The 15495-nt window shown below is 56.1% G+C and carries 13 protein-coding genes; 3 read left to right on the forward strand and 10 right to left on the reverse strand.

Going from position 1 to position 15495, the window contains the following annotated elements; all coding sequences use genetic code 11:
* The first annotated feature begins 57 nt into the window (after nt 1–57).
* Together KVO92_RS14180 and KVO92_RS14185 are read left to right on the forward strand one after the other, a co-directional pair.
* On the forward strand, nt 58–1431 hold the full coding sequence (locus KVO92_RS14180; RefSeq protein ID WP_003292645.1) for a heavy metal sensor histidine kinase: 1374 nt from the start codon (nt 58–60) through the stop codon (nt 1429–1431).
* A 204-nt stretch (nt 1432–1635) separates the two neighbouring features.
* A complete protein-coding gene (locus KVO92_RS14185; protein WP_231975561.1) occupies nt 1636–3204 on the forward strand; it encodes a hypothetical protein in 1569 nt (522 codons plus the stop codon).
* A gap of 62 nt (nt 3205–3266) precedes the next feature.
* Here the strand turns inward: KVO92_RS14185 and flgB are convergent, their stop codons facing one another.
* The 3 genes from flgB to KVO92_RS14200 form a co-directional block, all read right to left on the reverse strand.
* A complete protein-coding gene (gene flgB, locus KVO92_RS14190) occupies nt 3267–3680 on the reverse strand; it encodes a flagellar basal body rod protein FlgB (protein ID WP_046164420.1) in 414 nt (137 codons plus the stop codon).
* Between the two features lie 147 nt (nt 3681–3827).
* Entirely contained in the window at nt 3828–4187 is a 360-nt protein-coding gene (locus KVO92_RS14195) for a co-regulatory protein PtrA N-terminal domain-containing protein (protein WP_217476238.1), read from the reverse strand.
* Nucleotides 4188–4458: 271 nt separating this feature from the next.
* Nucleotides 4459–5517 (reverse strand): SDR family NAD(P)-dependent oxidoreductase, encoded by a 1059-nt coding sequence (locus tag KVO92_RS14200; RefSeq protein ID WP_254621440.1) that lies wholly within the window; start codon nt 5515–5517, stop codon nt 4459–4461.
* A 456-nt stretch (nt 5518–5973) separates the two neighbouring features.
* Between KVO92_RS14200 and KVO92_RS14205 the strand changes: the two genes are divergently transcribed.
* The gene (locus KVO92_RS14205; protein WP_003298782.1) at nt 5974–7779 is read left to right on the forward strand and encodes a glycoside hydrolase family 15 protein; all 1806 of its coding nucleotides are present in this window, start codon (nt 5974–5976) and stop codon (nt 7777–7779) included.
* 60 nt (nt 7780–7839) lie between these two features.
* On the opposite strand, the gene KVO92_RS14210 is transcribed toward KVO92_RS14205, so the two are convergent.
* The 7 genes from KVO92_RS14210 to KVO92_RS14240 all read right to left on the reverse strand — a co-directional run bounded on the left by KVO92_RS14210 (nt 7840) and on the right by KVO92_RS14240 (nt 15343).
* Nucleotides 7840–8838, reverse strand: coding sequence for an SDR family oxidoreductase (locus KVO92_RS14210; protein WP_003298780.1), 999 nt, complete (start codon nt 8836–8838; stop codon nt 7840–7842).
* 33 nt (nt 8839–8871) lie between these two features.
* Nucleotides 8872–10332, reverse strand: a complete 1461-nt coding sequence (locus tag KVO92_RS14215) for a vitamin K epoxide reductase family protein (protein WP_231975562.1) — start codon at nt 10330–10332, stop codon at nt 8872–8874.
* 232 nt (nt 10333–10564) lie between these two features.
* Nucleotides 10565–10894, reverse strand: a complete 330-nt coding sequence (locus KVO92_RS14220) for a four-helix bundle copper-binding protein (RefSeq protein WP_032489165.1) — start codon at nt 10892–10894, stop codon at nt 10565–10567.
* 473 nt (nt 10895–11367) lie between these two features.
* A complete protein-coding gene (locus tag KVO92_RS14225; RefSeq protein ID WP_101153174.1) occupies nt 11368–12177 on the reverse strand; it encodes a c-type cytochrome in 810 nt (269 codons plus the stop codon).
* A gap of 9 nt (nt 12178–12186) precedes the next feature.
* A complete protein-coding gene (locus KVO92_RS14230; protein WP_015275567.1) occupies nt 12187–13185 on the reverse strand; it encodes a copper resistance protein B in 999 nt (332 codons plus the stop codon).
* Complete coding sequence (locus KVO92_RS14235) at nt 13175–13477, reverse strand: hypothetical protein (RefSeq protein ID WP_014822233.1); 303 nt, start codon at nt 13475–13477, stop codon at nt 13175–13177. Before KVO92_RS14235 ends, KVO92_RS14230 begins: the two co-directional genes overlap by 11 nt.
* A 12-nt stretch (nt 13478–13489) precedes the next feature.
* Nucleotides 13490–15343: a copper resistance system multicopper oxidase gene (locus tag KVO92_RS14240; protein WP_217476239.1), complete on the reverse strand. Its 1854-nt coding sequence runs from the start codon at nt 15341–15343 to the stop codon at nt 13490–13492.
* Nucleotides 15344–15495 lie beyond the last annotated feature (152 nt).

Raw genomic sequence — 15495 nt, forward strand, 5'->3', positions numbered from 1 at the left:
GGTGGGGGGTGCCCCACCTGCTTTTTTGTGCTTGATGGCCTAACCAGGACCGTACTGATGGGAAAAGTGTCACTGACGAGCAGAATGGCGATAGCTTTCATGCTCGTGGTTACGGTTGTGCTGCTGGCGGCCGCAATCAGCTTTAATTATTTTTGTCAGCTCCATTTCGAACGCAAAGATGCACAAGTGCTTAATGAAAAGGCCGCTGCAGTAGAGCGTACGCTACTCAACAGCTCAGCATTCGGGCCTGAGACCGCTTCAAGGATCGATGCCGTTATTGAGCACTCCTTTGGCTTCGCGACTGCGGTTGTAGTAGACGGTAAGACGGTTTACTCCCATCACAATCTGTCTGAGAGCTTGCTACCTCTTGTCACAGACATCCAAGAGGAACGCTGGACGGTAAGTTTCGGTGGCCACCAGTACAGCGGAATTACCAGAAAAGTAAATCGGTGGGTAGAAGGGCAGGACACTGTTATCTATTTGGCTTTGGATGTAACGCACCGAATCCACTTCTTCGATATGATTCAGCAGTGGTTTGCTTATACGCTTGTCGTTAGTGCACTTCTGAGTGGCGCGTTAGGTGTTGTTCTGATCAGGAAAGGCTTAAAACCAATAGACGAACTGTCCAAGACTTCTTCTACGGTAACCGCCCACTGCTTAGATACCAGAATTCCTACCGAGTCGGTGCCAGGCGAGCTGCATGAACTCGTAGACAACTTCAACGAAATGCTTTCGCGCTTGGACGACTCTTTTCTCAGATTGTCAGGTTTCTCAGCGGATATCGCGCATGAGCTAAGAACGCCGCTGAACAGCATGCTTACCCAAATGGAGGTCGCGCTCTTGCGCGACCGCGAGAATACCGACTACAAAGACATTTTGTATTCCGCCCTCGAAGAACTTAGGCGCATGTCAAAGATGGTCGATGACATGCTATTCCTCGCCAAGGCGGACAACGGGAAGATTACGCCCAATGCCGAAGATGCCAGCATGGCTGAGATTACCGCGAGCGTTATCGAATATTACGAGCTTGCAGCCGAGGACAAAAAGGTAGAAATCGCGCTTTCAGGCGATGGATCGGTACATGGCGATAAATCGATGCTGAGACGGGCCGTCTCAAACATAGTCTCTAACGCAGTTCGATATGCAGAGGAAGGCAGCACCATCAGCGTTGAAATAAGCGAGAGCGGTGGCTCGGTTTGCACAGCCATATCCAACCGAGGCACAACGATTCCAGCCGAGCTTCAGGCCCGAGTGTTTGATCGATTCTATAGGGTCGACACCGCAAGGCGCGAAGGAACCACCATGAATGCGGGCCTCGGCATGGCTATCACTCGTTCGATAGTCGAAGCGCACAAAGGGCGCATCGCTTGCGAATCAGCTGAGGGGCATACGACTTTCACAATGACGCTTCCAAAGCTTATGTCTAGTTAATGGCAGAGTGCCAGCAACGACCCTGACCTACGCTCATAGAAACGCCAGGCTGAACCGAAAGAGGCCGAGACTTTCGAAGCTGTATGTTTGGTTCTGGAGGTTCCCGTGCAAGCGTCCTCATCGAGAAAATGCGGTACGACAGCCGCAGCGCTCAACGAAGCGTGCTTCTGCGTAAGCCTAGATCAAGCTGCGCTCGTAAACTCATTGACCGAACAGCTTGGGAATTCAGAGCTGTCGGAGCTATTGAAGTCACGTTGCCCTCATGTGTTTGCAGCACGACCGGTCTTTGTTTCATCCTTGCGGCTGCGCCAGGTTAATGAGGTTATTCAGGCCATCGAGCAGACCGTGAGCTCGCCCGGTTGGCGTGAGCATGCTCTGGATTCTGCACCTCCTATTGCCCGACACGATCCTCGGGGCGCGCGCGGCGTCTTCTTTGGCTACGACTTCCATCTGGATGATGACAAGCTTGGGCTCATCGAAATAAACACAAATGCGGGCGGAGCGATGCTAAACGTATTGCTCGCCCGCGCGCAGCGTAGTTGTTGCAGCGGCGTAGTCGGGCTTTCGCCAGGTCAGGAAGGACCCGGCGGCTTCGAGCGTTCGATTCTGGATATGTTCGCCCAGGAATGGTCTACGAGCGGCGAGCCACGTCCGCTCACGCGCGTGGTGATCTTGGATGAAAGCCCACAAGCCCAATACCTGTATCCGGAGTTCCTTCTTTTTCAGCGGTTATTCGAGTCAGCAGGAATCGACTGCCTAATCGCGGACCCAGCCGATCTGGCCTTTCACAACGAGTGCCTCTTGGTCGACGGGAAGCCTGTGGATCTCGTCTACAACCGACTCACCGATTTCTATCTGGAAGGCGACAATTGCAGCGCGCTGCGCAGCGCTTATTTGGCTGATGTCGTGACGGTAACGCCACATCCTCAGGCCTATGCCCTTTATGCCGACAAACGCCGGTTGGTTGACCTAACCAACGCACGTTTTTTGGAAGAGATTGGCGTCGATCAGCAAGTCCGAGCCGTATTGGCCCAGTACGTCCCGCTTACGGTTCCTGTCGAGCATCGCAATGCGGAGCACCTCTGGCAAAACCGCCGTAGCCTCTTTTTCAAGCCTGTCAGCGGTTTTGGTAGTCGCGGTGCGTACCGAGGAGACAAGCTCACCAAGCGGGTTTGGGAAGAAATCATTGGCGGAAACTACTTGGCCCAGTCCCTTATAGCTCCTGGCGAGCGTAGAACCGTCGCCGACCCTCAGGTACGACCAATGAAGTTTGACCTGCGCGCGTACGCTTATGCTGGCGAGGTGCAGTGGAACGCTGCCAGGGTCTACCAAGGCCAAACGACCAACTTTCGAACGGAGGGGGGCGGCTTTGCTCCTGTGTTTACCTTAGGCGAGGAAGAGGAGCTGGCCGGTTCCACAAAGCAACTATCGCACGCCTCGTTCACTTTCTTGCTCGACGAAACCGGAGCCATAGAAAAGCTGCCGCACCCGCTCTATCTCGCGTTGGTTCGAGCCGAAAGGGCTACTTCGAAGCTTGCCGGTAAGCGTTTTCGATTGGCGGACTGGTATGTGGCAATGGAAGACGGCCAACCGTCTAAGGTCATCCGAGAGTGGTACGGGTGGGTAGCGTTCGACGCAGATGGCGGTTACCACCCTGAACGTGGTTCGCCGAAAAACGACGAGTCGGATAGTGATGACAATGTAGATTCAACCGCTCTACCGACACGGGAAGAACACGATCGAATTGAGGGACTGTTGTTTAAAAGCGAGTGAGAGCCTGTCTCGCACAGCCCAGAGGTTCCTTACGGGCGCAGAGCCAAAGGAAGATTGCTTTTTCACTCACCTTTCAGGGCCATCATTAAACCCTTGAATGCGCCGTTCAGCCGAGTAAATGCAGCCTGGAAACGAATCGAATTTTCCGCATATTTTGCTTGTTCAACCTGAACGTCGACTGTGTTCTGATCAAGCGACGGTTGATTGGGAACCCTGTAGAGTAGGGCCGCATCGCTAAGAGTAACCTCCAAGCCACCAGTATTTATATGACTCTGGTTAGTTTTGGCCAGTGAAAACTCAGTGTTAATTGCCTGCTTGTTTTGAGCGGCAAGCACCGAGGCAAAATTCAAATCCCTGGCTTTGAAATTGGGTGTATCAGCATTGGCTATATTGTTGCTCAGCACCTCTGCTCTTTTGGCAGTGTAGAGGAGCGTTTTTTCTGGCCCGCCTACAGCCTTTTCGAAACTAATCCTCATCAACGATCCTATCAAGTTGGGAGAAAACCAGTGCTGATCAGAATTACGTCGATCAGCCCCATAGGATTTACGCCCGACCTGGCACCTGGTCGGGCGGTGCAGAGCCAGAGAGCGTTGTAATCGTAATCCTGGAAGAGTAGAGAATTATTACTGATGACACTCCCTATCAGCCGTCATCAGCTTATGCTCGCGAATCATTTGTTCCAGTACGTCGTCTACCAATTTGTCGTGCTTCTCCATCCAAGCCAAATGCTCCTCGGTAGAGACGTTTGGTCCTGGATGATCTTTATGGAGCTGGCTCATCATTTCTTCGAGCATTCCCATATGTTCTTTCATATGCATTTGGCGCTCGCAGACTGGCGCTTTCTCTGCTTGAACCAAAACCGCTTCAGCTTTATCGCGCAGTTGCTGAAGGCGCTCGAGAGTGCGGTCGCTTCCTCCTTCAGCCAAAGCCATGGGAGACAGCATCAGCGATCCGACAAGGTAAAAAGGTATCAACGATTTCATAGAGGTGACCTCCGTAGTGAAAGCTGCGGCCGTTGCTACTGAGCCTGTTTCAATGGACTAGAACCATTTTATGCCGTGTCTTGGACCATCTACTTCTGCAGATTAGTTAATCTACCCTGTCATGAAGCTGAGCTAGTGATTACATTTTTGTAAGCTATCGGTTTTTTGACCGAGCGGCCGCTCACCCGCATAAACTGGTAGCTCATTACCAGAAATCACCAGCACGGGTATTTCATCCCAAGCCAGCTCGATCAACCGGTAATAGCCGGCGTTATTTCGATTGCTCTCGTGCAGTCTCTTCCCGCTCCATACGTTCACGCACGCCGCCTTCCACACCAGTGCCAGAGTGCATTGGCTTGTAAAGCGAACCCGTTGTTGGCGGTGCTGGCGGAGCTTTTTCGATCTGCCAGCGGTGCGCGATGTTCGCCGCGATTCGCTCGGTGAGAGAGGGGAACAGCGAATGCGAGATCACTGCGCCCCGGGCTTTCCAGCCTACCGGCAGACGTTTGCGCGGGTTGACCGAGACCCAGGCGATGGCTTCAACCACCTGCTCAGGGCCGTCCATTGCGGCCATGCGTGGCGTGCCGCCGGTGTAGTTGGCCGCGTGTTCCCAGAACGGTGTGTCCACAGCCCAGGGCATAACAGTGGCGACACTAATAGTCTCGCTGCCGCTCAGGCGAATCTCCTCGGCGATTGCTGCCCCGAGATTCATCACTCCACCTTTGGTCGCTGCGTAGGAGGCATGGTAAGCCAGCGGTATCTCGCTCTCGACCGAGCCGACGTTGACCAGCGTGCCGAAGCCCTGAGTTCTGAACTGGCGCATGGCCGCGTGGCTTCCGTAGATCACGCCCTTGAGATTGACGTCCACAACCCGCGCATGGTCCTCGACGGGGACGTCTTCGAAGCGCCCCAGTGCTCCGACCGCTGCGTTGTTGATCCACACGTCGATACTGCCGAAGCGTTCGATGGCGGCTTGGGCCAGGCCTTGTATGTCGGCTGGCTTGCTCACATCGGTGGTCACTACGAGTGCCGACCCTCCTGCCTCGCGTATCTGCGTAGCCAGTTCTTCGAGCACCGCGGTTCGGCGGGCCGCCAGCACCACGTCGCCTTGCAAAGCGGCAAGCCTGAGCGCCACGCCGCGACCGAAGCCACTGGAGGCACCAGTGATGACGAAGGTTTTGCCAGCTACGCTTGGCTGGTCGCTTGGTTTCAGGCGTGGGGAAACGGCGCAGCCACTGAGTTGCAGGGCGGTAAGCAGAAGCAGCAGCAAAGCCAATCTCTGCGATGAGAAGATTCGCAAAACCATTATTGGTTCTCCTGGCAAAGTCATACGGCCGAATGGTCCGTAACTCCAGTGTTGTACGACTGCCTTGTGCCAGCGCCGCCGCAGGACAGGCGAATAGAACTTTTCAGGCTAGATCATCAATCTATTTATGGCGCGGAAACTTGATTACATTTCTGTAAGCATAGAACTGAATTATTGAGCTATACGAATGCATGCTTGGAAAAGATTTTGCTATTCGATCTATCGAGTCTGACAAATCACAATCGCAATTGAAACTACTGATTAATCGTGCAGTCGACTAATAATCTGTTTCTTGTATTTTCGCGCGGCTTGCGCTTCGAAAAGCGACATCGTTATGGTTAAAAATAAGCCGGCGTACGTCGGGTTACTCTTCATGCCAACTTCAATGCATTTATTACCTCAACGCGAGCCTGCCGCTTTGAAGCAGCAGTCCAGACTGGCCTTTGAACCGTCTGTAAGCGCACCGACACGAAGAGAACTATGAGAATTAATCAGCAACTGGCAGCTGGAAAGGCAGAATATCCAACGATCGCTTCGCTGGCGGCCATCGGTGATGGTCGCTCCATGGCATTGGTGGGCCCAGATGGCAACGTGGAATGGTTCTGTCCCCAGCGCTTCGATGCCACACCGATGATTTGGCCGCTGCTCGACCGTCAACGTGGCGGGCGGCTACAGCTGTCGACACCGGGTGACGTCAAAACGCATTATCTGGACGATTCTGCAGTATTAGAGTTCGAAGTGCACAGCGCGTCCGGGTCCGCCCGTGTCACGCTTTGTATGGAGTGGCCTGGATCGGACGATCAGCAACGCTTGCTTTGGCAGGTAGACGGCTTAGCTGGCCGCTGTGAGTTCACTCTGCAGTTTGAGCCGCGTCCAGATTTCGGAAGCGTAGCCGGTGAGGCAAGCATTTCAGCCGAAGGGTTAACCTATTCTTATATGGGTCAACAGCTGTTGCTTCAAGCGGACTGCGCACTGTATCCGGACGGCGAAGGCTGGAAGGGAGCGATCTCAGTAGATGCAGGAGGGCGTGCGGGAGTTTCTCTAAGCGTTTCCTTAGAGCAAGATGCCCCACCCGTTCCTGTGTCGATTGAATCTGTACCCGCGCGGATTGAGGCGACCCTGATTGCGTGGCGCGACTGGTGCGCAGCGCTGGAGTGCCCCGCAGCATATAGAGGCGCCGTGGTACGCAGCGCGATTAGCCTTAAGTTATTGATTTACGCACCCAGCGGAGCGGTCGTTGCCGCCGGAACCACTTCCCTACCTGAACACCTGGGCGGGGAGCGGAACTGGGATTACCGCTACACCTGGTTTCGAGATGCGGGGCTGACACTTGGTGCTCTTTTCGGCCTCGGTTGTCGGGATGAGGCACATTGTTGGGCCCAGTGGATGCAGCGAACCATTGAGCAGCATGGGACGCCGCTGGCCGTGCTATACGATGTAAACGGAGCTGCGCCACCGCCAGAACGTAATATCGAAGGGGTTGATGGCTATCGCGGCTCGCGGCCGGTGCGTGTGGGTAACGCTGCTGATGGCCAGTTTCAGCTGGATGTTTATGGCGAGTTGCTGGAGTGCGTGAGCATCTGCGATAGCATGGGCGACGATGCGATGCGGGCGCACTGGCCTCATATGCGCGCCGCTGCTGATTTCATTGCAGCGCACTGGCAGGAGCCTGACCAAAGCATTTGGGAGATGCGCAGCGCGCCGCGCCACTATGTGCACTCCAAGGTCATGGCCTGGGCCGGTCTACAGCGTGCGCTATGGCTGAAGCGCCGCCATGACCTAGACGGAGATGAGGAAAGTTGGGTCAATCAGGCCGAGGCTCTACGTCAGTTAGTCCTGCGCCGTGGTCTCAGCGCCGACGGCAATAACTTCGTCCGGGCCTTCGATGACGATAGGCTGGATGCTAGCCTCCTGTTATTAGCGCGTGTTGGCTTCGTCGAAGGCGGCGATGAACGTTTCGTCAATACGGTCGATATGATCCGCAAACAACTGGACGAAGGCGGCGGCGCGCTACGGCGCTACCCTGCTGAAATTTCGGATGGGCTAGAGGGCCGAGAAGGCGCCTTCTTCATCTGTAGCTTTTGGCTGGTCGAGGCATTAGTGCAAACCGGCCGGCCTCGAGAGGCAAAGGAACTTTACGAACAGCTGCTGCAACGCAAGGGTGAGCACGGCCTGTTCGCTGAGGAGTTCGACACCCGAAGCGGCCAGCATTTAGGGAATGTACCTCAGGCCTTTTCTCATGTCGGTTTGATAAACGCCGCCCTGAGCCTCGGCTCTGCTGATTAACGTAGCTGTAGCCGGTCTATAACGCGCTCTTGCATGGTCTAGTCGTTGCCACCCAGCTAGCTAGCGGGCAATGGCAACTACTGCCGCTACACAAATCACCATTACCAGTGCCAAGGCGCCCGTGGCCAGCTTGCCCACGGATTCGGAACTGAGGCCCAGTGCCTTGTCCTTGGCCTGCGCGCCGAAGCGCCCTTCGAGACGGTGCAGGCCCTCTACGGGATGGAACAGGTTGTCAGGCTGTTCATCACCGGCCGGCGAGTCGGTCATCTGCCCACTCCAGGCCTGCTTGGCCATCATCCGGTCGAGTAGGCCGGGCATGAACATGTTGCCGATAATCGCCTGAAAAGAGGCGCGTCCGATCCACAGTTCGCGCGGCGCATCGGTTGCCGCGCGGACAATCGCGCGCGCTGCCACAGCAGGCGTATGGATCGGTGGGACCGGCTGCGGTCGTTTTTGCATCTTGTTGCGCGACCAGTCGAACTGCGGCGTGTTGTGCGCTGGCAGCTGCACCATGGTCAGCCGCACCCGGCTGTTGGTATGGATCAGTTCGCAGCGCAGCGAGTCGGTGAACCCACGAATGGCGAACTTGGCGGCGCAGTAGGCCGATTGCAGCGGTATCGCGCGATAGGACAGCGCCGAACCCACCTGGACGATGGTGCCGCGGTTGCGAGACTCCATATGCCGCAGCGCCGCCAGCGTGCCATGCACGAAGCCCAGATAGGTCACGTCGGTCACACGTTTGAATTCCGCCGCGCTGATCTTGTTCACCGGGCCGAACACCGTCGCCATCGCCGCGTTGACCCAGATCTCGATCGGCCCCAGTTCCGCCTCGATCCGATCGGCCGCCTGATCGATAGCTTCGGGGTCGGCGACATCCGCGGCAATTGCCAGAACTTTCGCCCCAGCCGCTTCCAGCTCGTTGCGAGTGTCCGCCAGGCCCTGCTCACCACGCGCAATCACGGCGACGCGGTAGCCCGCCTGGGCGAACGCGTGAGCCGTCGCGCGGCCTACGCCTGCGGTCCCGCCACAGATCACGGCGGTCTGTTCACGGTCAGTCATGTCCGGGGCTCCTTTGTGTTCGGTGAAGGTTGGCTACCGCAACAACGCATTCCAGCCGGCATAACGATGGTGAATAGGACCTCTGGGCAGACTCAGGCCGATCACCAGCGCGCCGGCGATCAGACTACCCACGGTCGCGGCGAACCCTGCACCGTCGAGGAAGGCGGGTGATGCCAGTAGCCAGGCACCGATTGGCAGGTTCAGAAAACGCAGCGGCCGTGCCACTTCGGCGCACGCCAGGACCGAGACGGTGAGCAGCAGCGAGCCCATCAGGTGATCACTGTTGGCCATCGCGCCGTCGGTGCCGAAGATCAGGCGGGTTGACATCAGCCAGACGCCTAGAATGCACAGCAGCGCGAGCCCCCAGGGAAGGTTCACTCCGCGAAGGCCTCTGAGAGTCATCGAGGAGAGGCTGCCGTCGAACTCCGGCGTATTGTCCTCACGGGCGCCTTCCATCGCATCGCCTTTGAAGAAAGTTCTCCAAAACGGTTTGCCACGGCGCCGCGCATCCTTGAGGAACTGGCCCATGGCAACCAGTTCATCCAGCGCGTAAGGCATCATCACCAGCATAGCCAAGGCTTGAGCCAGGCAAAGCGTGCACCAAGTACCGATGAAGATCGGCTGGGCGATGATGAAGAAGATGCTCACGACGCCCAGGGGCACTACCACCACGCCGAACGCGGCGACCATCCACGGCATGGTCCGCCAGCGCCGGGCATCGCCCATCACCGCCATGAGGAGCTCGATCATATAGGCCATCACACCGATCCCGGCATCGGACACCGGCCAGGCGCGCGACATGTCGGACGTGATGATGGTTTCCGTGCCGTTGGGCTGGGTGCCGAAGAACGGGTCCCAGGCATTCGAGGTATGGCCAAGCTGATAAGCGGTTAGATAACGTGCGAGCAGAATGCCAATCACGGCGAGAATAGCTATTGGCAGGCGTTGCAGCCAGGTTGAAGGGTTGTAATCCCAGCCCGGTGGAACCGCGGCCTTCTGCATCATCCCGGACATGCTCATGCCGGGCATCATCGGCACCAGAGTGGAGAAGGCAATTACCAGCCCGCCGACCAGCAAGGCATTGCCGTAGCTCGCCGGGGAAGGAGTCCAGAACAGCAGCGGCGCGAACATCAACCACAATCCCATAATCGTGTTGGCCCATTGCGCCCAGCTGATCCGTTTGAGCGAGAGGATGGCGAACAACACGATCAACGCGCCGCTGATGACGTCGTTCCAGGTCATCAGCAGCGCGCGAGTGGCGACCTCGGGTAGATCACGCTCGGTTGCGAGGCGTGGCAGGTCGAGGTCGCCCGGCGCTACGTTCATGTAGCCGAATATGAAGGGCGCACTCAGCACCCAAAAGCCGAGCAATACATTGACGAAGTGGCACCAAAGCGTCGCGATGTGGCGCCGCTCCATCATCTGCATATGCACATCCATACCCATATCGGACGACATGGCGCCTTGGCGTAGATATTCCCCTTGATGCTCCATAAATTTAGTCCCCAGCACTGAGTATTGGTTACGTTGCGGCAAGAGAAAAAGCGTTACGGTGTTGCGACCGCGTGCAGGTTTGGGTGAGCTCGGCCAGCGGATATCTAGGCCTTTTCTGCTAGCAAGTCAGCTGGCTTAGCTTCAACTGCACATGCTGGGATATAAGGTCATTCTGGCGAAGCTGCTCTGGCAACGAGATGACGAGCTTTGCCAGAGCAGCAAGTCGCGAATGTTACGCAGCCATGCGCTCGCATTCTTCAGCGCACTTCATGCACGCTTTGGCACACTCTTGGCAGTGATCCACTTGATGTTTCGCGCATTCCTCTCCGCATGCACGGCAGATCTTGGCGCAAAGGGCACAAAATTCTTTAGCGTAATCACTTTCGCGACTCATCAGTATGGCGGCCAACCTACAAATGTCCGCGCAGTCGCGGTCAAGCTCGATGCAGCGTGCCATCATTTTTACGTCATCCTCACGCAGGCAAGCAGAGGCGCACGTTTCGCACACAAGGGCACAGTTCGAACAAGCTTGGATACAGGAAGCGAACATTGAGTTTGTCATTGCGTTCTCCAGGGTTCGACAGTTGTATGTCGTCGGTGCCTACTGACCGATACGGCTCATCAGCCTGTTAGCAGACACTGAATTACGACACGCTCCTACCGAGCCCGTTTCGAAAAACTTCATTACAATGTTGTAAGTTAAATCCAACCGCACCGGGGCTCTGCGGGCGCAGTTGGTGGCGATGTGGCAGTCAGATTGCCTGTACGGCTTCGCTAGTCTGTGCGAGATGATTGAGTGGGAAATGGGGGGCTCCCTGTCGCCAGGACTGGGAGCATCCATTAGAGAACGGCCGGAGCGAAAGCCGCTGAACCATATGGGCAACTAGCCTTGCGGCCTAACTTTTAGAAAGCAATTGCAGAGGCCTCCGGTACCGTTGCGTCGACCAGGATGGCCTAGAGCCGACCCTTATGCTTTTGCTGAGGCGCCTTTCAAAGAGCCTAGTCAGAACCGACTAGGCACACACATATCGGACGTTAGTGCTCGTGTTGCTTCCCGTCTGCGTGCACATGGTTATTTGCAGAGGATTTGCCTTCCGCATCGGCACGGTCATTGTCAGTGCTTTCCTCCGCCGTCTGTGGCTGGTCTGACGCATGATGGTCATCGCTTTCTTTACCACCATGATGCCCGGAGCCTGGTTGGCCGGGTGCTCCACCCGAGCTGCTAGAGCCGTGGTGATCCGAGCCGCCACTGTCGCCCTGATGGTGGTCGCCCGAGGCCATCTCGCCGTGTTGCTCACCATGCCCAGCTGGGGTCTCCCCACCACCATGCTGGTGACCACCGCTAGACGCAACGAGTGCTCGATACGCTCCTTCATCTAGCTCAGGAAGCTTCTGCAGAAAAGCCACCATTCCCCAGATGTACGGATCAGCCATGCTTTTACCCCACGCAGGCATCCCAGTGGCCTTGATGCCATGCTTGATGACCCAAAATGTTTTTGCTGGGTCACCGTATAGCCCCGCTTCAGCCAGGCTGGGTGGAGCGGGATAAAGGCCATTGCTTAGCTCGGTCTCAGCCATGCCTGGCGCCAAGTGACAACCCACACACATCGAGTCGTAGTTCCCCGCCCCGGCGCGGATTTGGTCTTCATCGTCGAGAGATGGCACGACTATGTCTTCGGAGCGAACCTCAATCGAGCGATTGCGAGCAGTTTCCAAGAAAGCGTGCACGGCTCCCGTATGAGGATCATCCGCGGCAACGTTTATTAGTCCCGAGAAAACAACACCGGCCACCACCAACAGGCCTAGTGCGCAGAAGGCAGCGAAGCTAATAATTATTCTTTTCATCTAGGGTCCTTAAAACCAAAGCCTGATGCCAGCAACGAACCGCGCCTCATCTACGTCTTCGCCTTCATCTCTCGCCATATCGGCGGTATTACCGTATGCCCGGCTCCACGTGACGCCGATGTACGGTGCGAACTCACGAACGATTTCGTATCGGAGGCGGAGCCCCACCTCTGTGTTTGCGAGACCAGCGCCTACTCCGCGCGCAGGATCGTCCTTGCCATAGAAATTGAGCTCGGCAGTCGGTTGGAGGATCAGCCGGTTAGTGAGGAGAATGTCGTACTCGCCTTCAAAACGTGCTGCTGTCTGCCCACCTTCACCGACGAAGGCGGTGGCTTCCGCCTCAAAGTTATACAGAGCCATCCCCTGGACGCCTAAAGCCGCCCACGTCTGCGGCGACTCGGGCTTAAAGTCCTGGCGAACACCTGCTACCACATCCCACCAGGGGCTGATGGCACGCCCGTAGAGCGCCTGAATTTCCGCATCTTCAGTAACGCCATTCGTTCGCTCACCTTCCGAGCGAAACCAGAACCGATTGATATCGCCACCAACCCAGGCAGTAGCTTCCCAACTGAGGGTGCTACCTTCATTTGCGTTCTGGTACTCAAGTTGATCTAGCAGAAGGAACCAGGCCAGATACTTGTCATGGACTGTATGACCTTGAAGACCAGGGAAAGCCGCTTCTCTATCCGCATCGGTCAATACTGGAATGAACGAGGGATGAACCATGCCGGGCATTTCGAGCGTATCGTCATGCTTCATTTGGCCATGGTTCATCGTGCTATGGTCCATCGCACCATGACCCATCGCAGAATGGTCCGTTTGCCCACCGGAGCCATGATTCTTAGCTGCGGGCTTCGCTGAAGATGCAGGGGCTTGAGCTGCCTCAGCAGGAGGGGTTTGATGCATCGAATGATCCATCATCTCGGCAGCGTTGGCTGTCCCTCCAGCCGCTGCGCTCAACGAAACTCCGAGCGCAATCAGAGCAAAGCGAGAAGGTCTAGTGGTCATGGTGCGAATCCACCTCAGTACCAGTAGCCTTCGGGTCATGATCCATCTTGCCATGGTCCATTTCACCATGGTCCATCGAGCCATGACCCATGTCGCCGTGGTCCATTTCTGAGTTAGAGGAGCCTTGTGTCTGAGATGCCGGCTTGTTGCCTGAATTTTGCGACGAAGCCGATGGTTGCTTGTGCTGATCATGCGTTTGCTCTGCAAACGCAGCTGATATATTCATTACGCCCAGCAGACTGAACATTAACGCGCTGCCGATAAGAGTTTTACGCTTCATAAAATTTCCCATATAAAGTTCCTCTTACTCGTCCACTCGGACTTCACGAAACATGCCCATTTCCATGTGAAGCAGTAGGTGACAGTGATAAGCCCAACGCCCGAGTGCATCGGCTGTCACGCGGTAGCTGCGCTTCGAACCTGGAGGCATGTCGATCGTGTGCTTGCGAACCATGAACTTTCCATTGTCATCCTCAAGATCGCTCCACATACCATGCAGATGAATCGGATGGGTCATCATGGTGTCGTTGACCAAAGTGATGCGTACCCGCTCGCCATATTTGAGCCGCAGGGGCTCTGAATCAGAGAACTCTATGCCGTCAAATGACCAGGAGAACTTCTCCATGTGGCCGGTGAGATGGAGTTCGATCGTCCGACTTGGCTCGCGGCCGTCCGGATCCGGGAAAGTGCTGCTCAAGTCGCCATAGGTCAGGACTCGGCGGCCGTTGTCTCGTAAGCCAATACCGGGATCGTTTAGCCTATGAGTCGGGCTCATGGTCTGCATATCCACCAGTGGGTTATTGGACTCTGAGGGCGGGTGCGATTGCATACCTCCGCTCATACCCGCCATCCCAGAGTGGTCCATCCCTGACATCCCAGCCATTTTGCTGTGATCCATTCCGGACATTGCGCCCATGCCGCCCATTCCCTGCATGTCACCGTGGTTCATACCGGACATGTTGCTATGGTCCATCGCACCCATGTCGCCCTGCATGCCGCCGCCATGGTCCATGCCCGCCATACCGCCCATACTGCCGTGATCCATCCCCATATCGTCCATGGTGATTAGCGGTCGAGGATCGGTTTCTGGAACAGGAGCGCTCAGCCCTTCGGCAACCGCTAGCGTGCCACGGGCGTACCCTGTGCGGTCCATCGATTGGGCGAAGATCGTGTAAGCCTGCTCGGTTGCAGGCTCGACAATCACATCGTAGGTCTCTGCCACGGCAATGCGGAATTCGTCGACGCTAACGGGGTTGACGTATTGGCCGTCGGCTGCGACTACAGTCATCTTCAGCCCTGGAATGCGGACATCGAAATAGCTCATGGCCGAGCCGTTGATGAACCGCAGACGAAGCTTCTCGCCGGGCTTAAAGATACCGGTCCAGTTCCCGTCGGGTGCTTGGCCGTTCATTAAGTAGGTATAGGTGTAGCCACTTACGTCGGCGAGGTCGGTGGGGCTCATCTTCATCTGAGCCCACATCTTCCGATTTGCAATCGTTGCGGCCCACCCGTCTTCGCTCACATCGTTAATGAAGTCTCCGACAGTGCGCTTATGGAAGTTGTAATAATCGGACTGCTTCTTGAGCTTAGAAAGGATTCGAGCAGGATCCTCATCGGACCAATCAGTCAACATCACCACATAGTCGCGGTCATAGCTGAACGGTTCGGGATCCTTCGCATCGATGACCAACGGACCATAGACACCAAGCTGCTCTTGTAGGCCTGAATGACTGTGGTACCAATAGGTACCGTTCTGTTTAACCTGAAACTTGTAGACATACATGCCATCGGGAGCGATGCCGTGGAAGCTCAGTCCAGGCACGCCATCCATGTTGGCCGGCAGGATCATGCCGTGCCAGTGAATGGATGTATCTTCGCTCAGCTTATTCCTGACCCGCAGCGTGACCGTATCCCCTTCACGCCAACGAAGAAGCGGTCCTGGAATAGTGCCGTTGATGGTCATTGCCGTCCGAGCCGCGCCGGTGATGTTGACCGGCGTCTCCCCAATCAGTAGATCGAACTCCGTGCCGGTTAGTACGCTGGGCTGGCCGGGGCTACTCACTGCCCAGACCGGAGCTCTCCACAAACCAAGACCGCCAAGGAGGCCTGCGGCAGTCAAGCCTTTAACAAAGGTTCGCCTAGAGGTTTTACGTTGCATGTGTACGTTCCAATCAAGCTAAGGAGCCAAGCCGAAACCAGCCCTGAGGGTTGATGTTGCCAGCGTTAATTGATCTTAAAAGCTCGGGCACGGTGTCTTATCAAGCGACTCGCCTTTATTCGTAAATATGGCATGCCTGAGAAAGATGCGTG

This window comes from Stutzerimonas stutzeri (genome assembly GCF_019090095.1).
In the GTDB taxonomy this organism is placed as follows: Bacteria; Pseudomonadota; Gammaproteobacteria; order Pseudomonadales; family Pseudomonadaceae; genus Stutzerimonas; species Stutzerimonas stutzeri_AN.

Excerpts from the sequence above, each read along its gene's own strand:
- KVO92_RS14180 (WP_003292645.1), top strand. The coding sequence starts at position 58 with ATGGGAAAAGTGTCACTGACGAGCAGAATGGCGATAGCTTTCATGCTC.
- flgB (WP_046164420.1), bottom strand. The coding sequence starts at position 3,680 with ATGAGGATTAGTTTCGAAAAGGCTGTAGGCGGGCCAGAAAAAACGCTC.
- KVO92_RS14195 (WP_217476238.1), bottom strand. The coding sequence starts at position 4,187 with ATGAAATCGTTGATACCTTTTTACCTTGTCGGATCGCTGATGCTGTCT.
- KVO92_RS14200 (WP_254621440.1), bottom strand. The coding sequence starts at position 5,517 with ATGACTTTGCCAGGAGAACCAATAATGGTTTTGCGAATCTTCTCATCG.
- KVO92_RS14205 (WP_003298782.1), top strand. The coding sequence starts at position 5,974 with ATGAGAATTAATCAGCAACTGGCAGCTGGAAAGGCAGAATATCCAACG.
- KVO92_RS14210 (WP_003298780.1), bottom strand. The coding sequence starts at position 8,838 with ATGACTGACCGTGAACAGACCGCCGTGATCTGTGGCGGGACCGCAGGC.
- KVO92_RS14215 (WP_231975562.1), bottom strand. The coding sequence starts at position 10,332 with ATGGAGCATCAAGGGGAATATCTACGCCAAGGCGCCATGTCGTCCGAT.
- KVO92_RS14220 (WP_032489165.1), bottom strand. The coding sequence starts at position 10,894 with ATGACAAACTCAATGTTCGCTTCCTGTATCCAAGCTTGTTCGAACTGT.
- KVO92_RS14225 (WP_101153174.1), bottom strand. The coding sequence starts at position 12,177 with ATGAAAAGAATAATTATTAGCTTCGCTGCCTTCTGCGCACTAGGCCTG.
- KVO92_RS14230 (WP_015275567.1), bottom strand. The coding sequence starts at position 13,185 with ATGACCACTAGACCTTCTCGCTTTGCTCTGATTGCGCTCGGAGTTTCG.
- KVO92_RS14235 (WP_014822233.1), bottom strand. The coding sequence starts at position 13,477 with ATGGGAAATTTTATGAAGCGTAAAACTCTTATCGGCAGCGCGTTAATG.
- KVO92_RS14240 (WP_217476239.1), bottom strand. The coding sequence starts at position 15,343 with ATGCAACGTAAAACCTCTAGGCGAACCTTTGTTAAAGGCTTGACTGCC.